The sequence below is a fragment of the Cobetia sp. genome, assembly GCF_983723665.1.
Genome location: NZ_CFDJES010000004.1, coordinates 3,571 through 10,027, shown reverse-complemented (window position 1 = coordinate 10,027; position 6,457 = coordinate 3,571). Strand labels below are relative to the sequence as shown.

General features: G+C 63.5%; 6 protein-coding genes and 2 riboswitches. Of the genes, 2 read left to right on the top strand and 4 right to left on the bottom strand.

Annotated features, from left to right (window positions below):
• Nucleotides 1–258 precede the first annotated feature (258 nt).
• Together AC4FAH_RS00960 and AC4FAH_RS00955 are read left to right on the top strand one after the other, a co-directional pair.
• Nucleotides 259–627 (top strand): phasin family protein, encoded by a 369-nt coding sequence (locus AC4FAH_RS00960; protein ID WP_043331409.1) that lies wholly within the window; start codon nt 259–261, stop codon nt 625–627.
• A 200-nt stretch (nt 628–827) separates the two neighbouring features.
• Complete coding sequence (locus AC4FAH_RS00955; protein WP_043331408.1) at nt 828–1,106, top strand: peptidylprolyl isomerase; 279 nt, start codon at nt 828–830, stop codon at nt 1,104–1,106.
• A gap of 129 nt (nt 1,107–1,235) precedes the next feature.
• Here AC4FAH_RS00955 and thiC read toward each other — a convergent pair whose 3' ends face one another.
• From thiC to AC4FAH_RS00935, 4 genes are all read right to left on the bottom strand, one after another.
• Nucleotides 1,236–3,245, bottom strand: coding sequence for a phosphomethylpyrimidine synthase ThiC (gene thiC / locus AC4FAH_RS00950; RefSeq protein WP_084589207.1), 2,010 nt, complete (start codon nt 3,243–3,245; stop codon nt 1,236–1,238).
• Nucleotides 3,246–3,371: 126 nt separating this feature from the next.
• Nucleotides 3,372–3,512, bottom strand: a riboswitch (TPP riboswitch).
• Between the two features lie 157 nt (nt 3,513–3,669).
• Nucleotides 3,670–4,329: a thiaminase II gene (gene tenA, locus AC4FAH_RS00945; protein ID WP_043331406.1), complete on the bottom strand. Its 660-nt coding sequence runs from the start codon at nt 4,327–4,329 to the stop codon at nt 3,670–3,672.
• Between the two features lie 146 nt (nt 4,330–4,475).
• Nucleotides 4,476–4,602, bottom strand: a riboswitch (TPP riboswitch).
• Nucleotides 4,603–4,737: 135 nt separating this feature from the next.
• A complete protein-coding gene (locus AC4FAH_RS00940; RefSeq protein ID WP_483417101.1) occupies nt 4,738–5,448 on the bottom strand; it encodes a TIGR04282 family arsenosugar biosynthesis glycosyltransferase in 711 nt (236 codons plus the stop codon).
• Nucleotides 5,449–5,455: 7 nt separating this feature from the next.
• A complete protein-coding gene (locus AC4FAH_RS00935; protein WP_490245556.1) occupies nt 5,456–6,166 on the bottom strand; it encodes a TIGR04283 family arsenosugar biosynthesis glycosyltransferase in 711 nt (236 codons plus the stop codon).
• Nucleotides 6,167–6,457 lie beyond the last annotated feature (291 nt).

Sequence of the window (6,457 nt, the reverse complement as noted above, 5' to 3'; positions counted from 1 at the left end):
ACTGCATCAACCAGGGCGTACAGATCAGTCGTTGCGATGTTTTTGATGTTGCAGTGCAACAAAGACTGTCTTATGCTGCGTTGCAGCGAGGATGGAACCTGGTCGATAGCACTATCTGACCGCGACGGCTCGATAGTGACGGCTTGATAATGATGGCTCGGTCACTACGGTGCACCAGCCCGGTTCAGTCCTGATAACCGAACGGAGCAACGCTCCGGTTCATTTCAGCGTGATGCCAATACCCTGGAGGGTGCCTACATGTTCAATGCCAACTTCGAGAAGTCCGCTCAGCAGTTCGACGATATGTTCCTGTCTCCGCTGCGTGCGTTCAGCGCCCTGAGCATCGATTACAGCGAGAAGCTGATCGGCGCACAGATGGAACTGACCAAGTCCTATGCTGATGCTTCCCTGACCCAGGCGCGTTCCATGCTCGAGATCAAGGACAGCGAAGGTCTGAAGAACTTCGTCAAGGAGCAGCAGGAAACCGTCAAGACTCTGGGCGAGAAGCTGCAGAACGACACCCAGAAAGTGGTCGAGCTGAACCAGGAATACGCCAAGAAAGGTCAGGAACTGGCAGAAAGCAACGCCAAGTCCGCCTCCGAGGCCATGCAGAAAGTCGCCAAGTAAGCGACTGCTGCCGACGCTCTCAGGCGAGCGTCCCCAACGCCCATCCGGTCTTCCGGGTGGGCGTTCGCGTGTCTGGGATATCGCTGAGCAGGTGGGGAGGCGCGCGACGCTAGCGGCGAGCGCTGCCTTGGGCCACAATGACCTGCCACGCCGCCGGTGATTGCCGGCGGCATTTATTCGATCAGTGACAGGTGATAGACATGGCACAGGCCACAGCGCGTCATATTCTCGTTTCCAGCGAAGAACAGTGTGCAGCTCTCAAGACCGAAATCGAGAACGGCCGCGATTTCGCTGATGCCGCTCGCGAGCACTCCTCCTGCCCGTCCGGCCGCAGTGGCGGCGACCTGGGTGCCTTCGGCCCGGGCATGATGGTCAAGGAATTCGACGAAGTCGTGTTCAGCGCCCCGATCAACACCGTGCAGGGCCCGGTGAAGACCCAGTTCGGTTATCACCTGCTGGAAGTCACCAGCCGCACGTGAGCCTTCTGTCACGCTCATGAGATGTCATGAGCGTGTGGCAGGATGTGACGAAAACGCCCCGACCATCACTGGTCGGGGCGTTTTTTGTGTCGCTCGGAATGTCAGCCTTCCTGTGCGTCAGGCACTTGGCTAGACCTCCTGATAGAGCTGGCTGCCTTCACGCTTGAACTTGTCGGCCTGCTCCTGCATGCCGGCCATCACGCTGTCGGCATCGCCGGTCAGACCATGCTCATTGGCGTAATCGCGCACTTCCTGGGTGATCTTCATCGAGCAGAACTTCGGCCCGCACATGGAGCAGAAGTGGGCGACCTTGGCCGAGTCCTTGGGCAGCGTCTCGTCGTGGAAGCTGCGCGCGGTGTCCGGGTCCAGGCCCAGATTGAACTGGTCTTCCCAGCGGAACTCGAAGCGTGCCTTGGAGAGCGCATTGTCACGGCGTTGCGCGCCCGGGTGGCCCTTGGCCAGATCGGCGGCATGCGCGGCGATCTTGTAGGTGATGATGCCGGTCTTGACGTCGTCCTTGTTGGGCAAGCCCAGGTGCTCCTTGGGGGTCACGTAGCAGAGCATGGCGCAGCCGAACCAGCCGATCATCGCGGCACCGATGCCGGAGGTGATGTGGTCGTAGCCCGGGGCGATGTCGGTGGTCAGCGGGCCGAGGGTGTAGAAGGGCGCCTCGTCACACTCGCTGAGCTGCTTGTCCATGTTCTCCTTGATCAGGTGCATCGGCACGTGACCCGGGCCCTCGATCATGACCTGGACATCGTGCTGCCAGGCGATCTTGGTCAGCTCGCCAAGCGTCTCGAGCTCACCGAACTGGGCGGCGTCATTGGCATCGGCCACCGAGCCCGGGCGCAGGCCATCGCCCAGTGACAGGCTGATGTCGTAGGCCTTGCAGATCTCGCAGATGTCCTCGAAGTGGCGATAGAGGAAGCTTTCCTCGTGATGCGCCAGACACCACTTGGCCATGATCGAGCCGCCGCGCGAGACGATGCCGGTCACGCGGCTGGCGGTCAGCGGCACATAGCGCAGCAGGACGCCGGCGTGGATGGTGAAGTAGTCGACGCCTTGCTCGGCCTGCTCGATCAGCGTGTCGCGGAAGATCTCCCAATCGAGGTTCTCGGCCACGCCATCGACCTTCTCCAGCGCCTGATAGATCGGCACCGTGCCGATGGGCACGGGAGAGTTGCGCAGAATCCATTCACGGGTCTCGTGGATGTTGGCGCCGGTCGAGAGATCCATCACGGTGTCGGAACCCCAGCGGATCGCCCAGGTCATCTTGTCGACCTCTTCCTCGATGGAGGAGGTGACCGCCGAGTTGCCCAGGTTGCCGTTGACCTTCACCAGGAAGTTGCGGCCGATGATCATCGGCTCGCTTTCCGGGTGATTGATGTTGGCGGGAATGATGGCGCGGCCGCGGGCGACTTCCTCACGCACGAATTCGGCGGTGATCTCGTCGGGCAGGTTGGCGCCGAAGCTGTGGCCCGGATGCTGGTGGCCCAGAATGCTCTCGACGGCTTCGCTGCCCTGATATTCCTCACGCAGCGCGATACGACGCTGATTCTCGCGAATCGCGATGTATTCCATCTCCGGGGTGATGATGCCCTGGCGCGCGTAGTGCAGCTGGGTGACATTCTTGCCCGGCAGGGCACGACGCGGGCGGTGGTCCAGCTCGAAGCGCAGGGACGACAGGCGCAGGTCGGCCTGGCGCACGCGGCCATATTCACTGCTCAGCTGATTGAGCTGTTCGGTATCACCGCGTTCCTCGATCCACTTCTCGCGCAGCGGCGCCAGGCCCCGGCGGATGTCGATCTCGACCGCCGGATCGGTGTAGGGGCCGGAGGTATCGTAGACGACGATCGGCGGGTTCTCTTCCAGGCCGCTGGAGGTCTGGGTCGGCGAGCAGCCGATCTCGCGCATGGGCACGCGGATGTCCGGGCGGGAGCCTTCGATATAGATCTTGCGCGAGCCGCTCAGCGGTGCGATGGCGGCGGCGTCGACCTGTGCTTCGCTGGCGAGATGGCGGCTGCCATCCTTGCGACCGGCACGCGCACGTGCCTTGGGGGCAGCCTCAGGCTGCGAGGCGAGCGGTGACTCGGCGGCGTTGGTGGCTTGCGGGTCTTGTGTCGTCGGGGCAGTGCTCATGCAGGTCTCCTCAAAGGGCGACGTCACGGCTGACGTCATCATGGGAAGACCGTGCGCAGGGAGAGGATGGTCGTCGCCGACTCCTTGCCAGCAGGTGGCCCGGGAGCGAGGCGGCCGCGCGCAGCGGCTGGCCATCAGCTTGATTCCTACGCCGGTCCTAACCGGTTCAGGTTCCACGGGACCCCTTGCTGGCAAGCTCGCGCGTCAGGGCGGCGAAGCATGCATGCAGGATCTCAGCCGGTTCCACCGGCACCCCGTCAAGCGTGTGCAGATTTCAATGCGAGGGTGTTGCCCGAAGCGTCAGGCTTGCCACGGGGAGCATTCTCGCATCCAGGCTCTGTTGGCCTGTCAGTCGTGCCATCCATGGGGATGGCGTCATCCCGAGCGGCTCATGGCGAGTGCCGGGACGTCAGTCTGTGATGACTCAAGCGCGATCGAGGCCCATCTGCCAGAAGTCGATCTCGAGTCGCGTGGCGTCCCGGAAGACATCGACCAGCTCACCCAGTCGGCGCTCCGAGACTTCCGAGAGACGCGCATCCAGCCATTCACGTTCGGCTTCGACGGCTTCCTTGAAGTCATCGCTTGAGTACATCGCGATCCAGTCCGCGTATGGGTTGTTCTCGATCTCGGTGGTGTCCTGATCGAGCAGCCACTCGGCGATCTCGCCGTAGCCGATCAGGCAGGGCGCGAGCGCCACGTGCAGATCGAGCAGGTCGCCGCGCTGGCCGCAATCGAGCACGTAACGGGTATAGGCCAGGGTGGCGCGGGATTCCGGCAGCTCGCTCAGGTCATCCTCGCTGATGCCCCACTCGCTGCAGTAGCCGATATGCAGATCGAGCTCGGTATTGAGGATGGTGTCGAGACTGGCCGTGGCCTGACGCAGCTCCGCGAGGGTGCGGCTCTTGTAGGCGGCCAGCGCCCAGGCACGCGCGAAGTGGATCAGGAACAGGTAGTCCTGCTGCAGGTAATGGCGGAAGGACTCCTCCGGCAGACGACCTTCGCCCAGCTGGCGAACGAAGTCGTGCTCGAGATAGTCACGCCATTCCTCGGCGCAGGCACTGGTCAGGTCGTTGAAACTAGGCATGACGCATCCCTCGGTGAGCGTGCTGACGACCCGTGATGGGGCGGCAGGTCTCTGGCGCAAGCGTGGCCAGTACCGGAACAGGAGCAGGGGAAAAGCGGGGGAGGTGCCGACAGTCACCGTGAGAAAGTGGTGACGATATCGAGTGGCATCGCTTCGCGCTTGATCCCTACGCCGGTACTAGCCGGATCAGGTTCGGCGGGATCGTCATTCACGCAAGGACGTTGCCTGCGCATGACATCTCAGCCGGTCTTACCGGCACCCCGTCAAGCTGTGACATATGAGTCACGATGCAGCGAGTGTAACAGCCCTGAGGCGCAGAAGAAGGGCAGTGTGAGCAAAAATGCATACGACTTTGGGAGGCATGCCGAACCTGTGATGAGCCTCAAGCGGGCTTATTTATGGAAAGTCTCAAGCGGCAAGGTCGGCCATGAGTGCCGGCAGGTGGCGCGACAGTCGCGCAAGGTCACGCGGCTCATCGACATCCCAGCTGGTCGGCAGGCAAGCGGCCGTTCTCCCCGCCCGGGCCAGCAGCGCCAGAGTGTCCCGGCAGACATGGGCATGGCTCCAGTGGGGCAGCAGGAAGGCTTGCGGGCAGGGCGCCTTGAGGCCGATCAAGCCATAGCCACCATCGTCGGTGGGCTGCAGCACCGCGTCGTGAGTGCGCAGTCTGTGGGCTGCCTCGCGCAGCCGCTGGCTATCCAGCGCTGGCAGGTCGGAGCCCATCAGCAACACCGGCCCCTCGGGCAGATGTCGGGCCATGGCCCGGGACATTCGCTCACCGAGCTCCCCCTGCGGCTGTGCCTCGAAGGTGAGGTCGGCAGTGGCATCGACAACGCTTCGCAGCCGGGCTTCCAGCGCTGCCCGCAGAGCCGCCTGTTCAGGTGCCTGACTCGACGGCTCGGCAGAGGGCGTCAGCATCACCACGACCTTGCCGAGGCGCGCGGCGCAGGCGTGGTCAACGATATGGCTCAGCATCCGCGCATAGAGTCGAGCTGCGCCCTCGGGGCCGAGTGCGGGGATCAGGCGTGTCTTGCAGTGGCCGGCGATGGGCAGGCGACCGAAGATGATGAGAGTCGGGCGCACCTCTGACGCGGCATCAGCGGTGGGCAAGGTAGGCAACACCGCATCACGCATGTGGCATGCCGCGCTGCTCACAGGCCTGCGCCGCGGCGCGATAGCCGTAAAGGCGTGCCAGGCGTGCAGGGGAGACGCCACACCAGGCCGCCAGCCGCAGTCCCCACATCTTGACGATGGTGCGCCAGACGCCGTGGGTCTCCCAGCGTCGACCGCTGGTCGTGACGCGCGCCGCCAGGTTCATTGGCGGAGTCAGATGCTTGAGCTGGGCACTCAGCCAGATATCTTCCATCAGTGGCATGTCGGCAAAGCCGCCGATGGCCTCGAAGGTCGAGCGCTTCACGAACTGGGTCTGGTCGCCCGTGCTGATGCTGGTCAGCCGCGAGCGCAGATTCATCATGGCGGCGATCATCGGTAACCACGGCGACTCGCCCTTGATGCTGACATCGAAGCGGCCCCAGTCGCTGCGGCGATGCGTCGTGATGGCCTCCTTGAGCAATGCCAGCGCATTGTCGGGCAAGTCGGTATCGGCATGCAGAAACAGCAGCCATTCTCCGCGTGCACGCGCGGCTCCGGCATTCATCTGGCGTGCCCGGCCCGGCTCACTGCTCAGCACGGCATCACACAGCGGTCGGGCCAGTGAGGGGGTGCCATCCGTCGAGCCACCATCCACCACGATCACTTCACAGTCCCCGCCCGCGCGCAGGCGACTCAGGGCAATCAGGGTTTGCACGATGCCGGCTGCCTCGTCATGCACCGGCATCACGATGCTCAGCCAGGGAGCGCGCGTCAGGTGCGTGCATGTGCTCGACAGGGAGTCCCGGCTGGCGGACGTCCGTGATGCTGGGGGTGGCTGCTGGTTCATGGCGGCAGGCTCCGACGATGGCGTATTCGTTGGATCATACGCAGGAGTTCGTAGGCTGGATGCACGGGCGAGATAGGCTCTATCAGCGCGTCATCGTTCAATAAACGCTTGGCGTCGACCCAGTGTCGCTCCATGGCCACACAATGCCTAGCTGGCCATTGGGTGCATGCGAGGGCACAGGACTACATT

Bases quoted from the DNA above. Each gene is read 5' to 3' on its own strand.
- thiC (WP_084589207.1), bottom strand. From the start codon at position 3,245: ATGAGCACTGCCCCGACGACACAAGACCCGCAAGCCACCAACGCCGCC.
- tenA (WP_043331406.1), bottom strand. From the start codon at position 4,329: ATGCCTAGTTTCAACGACCTGACCAGTGCCTGCGCCGAGGAATGGCGT.
- AC4FAH_RS00935 (WP_490245556.1), bottom strand. From the start codon at position 6,166: ATGCCGGTGCATGACGAGGCAGCCGGCATCGTGCAAACCCTGATTGCC.
- AC4FAH_RS00955 (WP_043331408.1), top strand. From the start codon at position 828: ATGGCACAGGCCACAGCGCGTCATATTCTCGTTTCCAGCGAAGAACAG.
- AC4FAH_RS00960 (WP_043331409.1), top strand. From the start codon at position 259: ATGTTCAATGCCAACTTCGAGAAGTCCGCTCAGCAGTTCGACGATATG.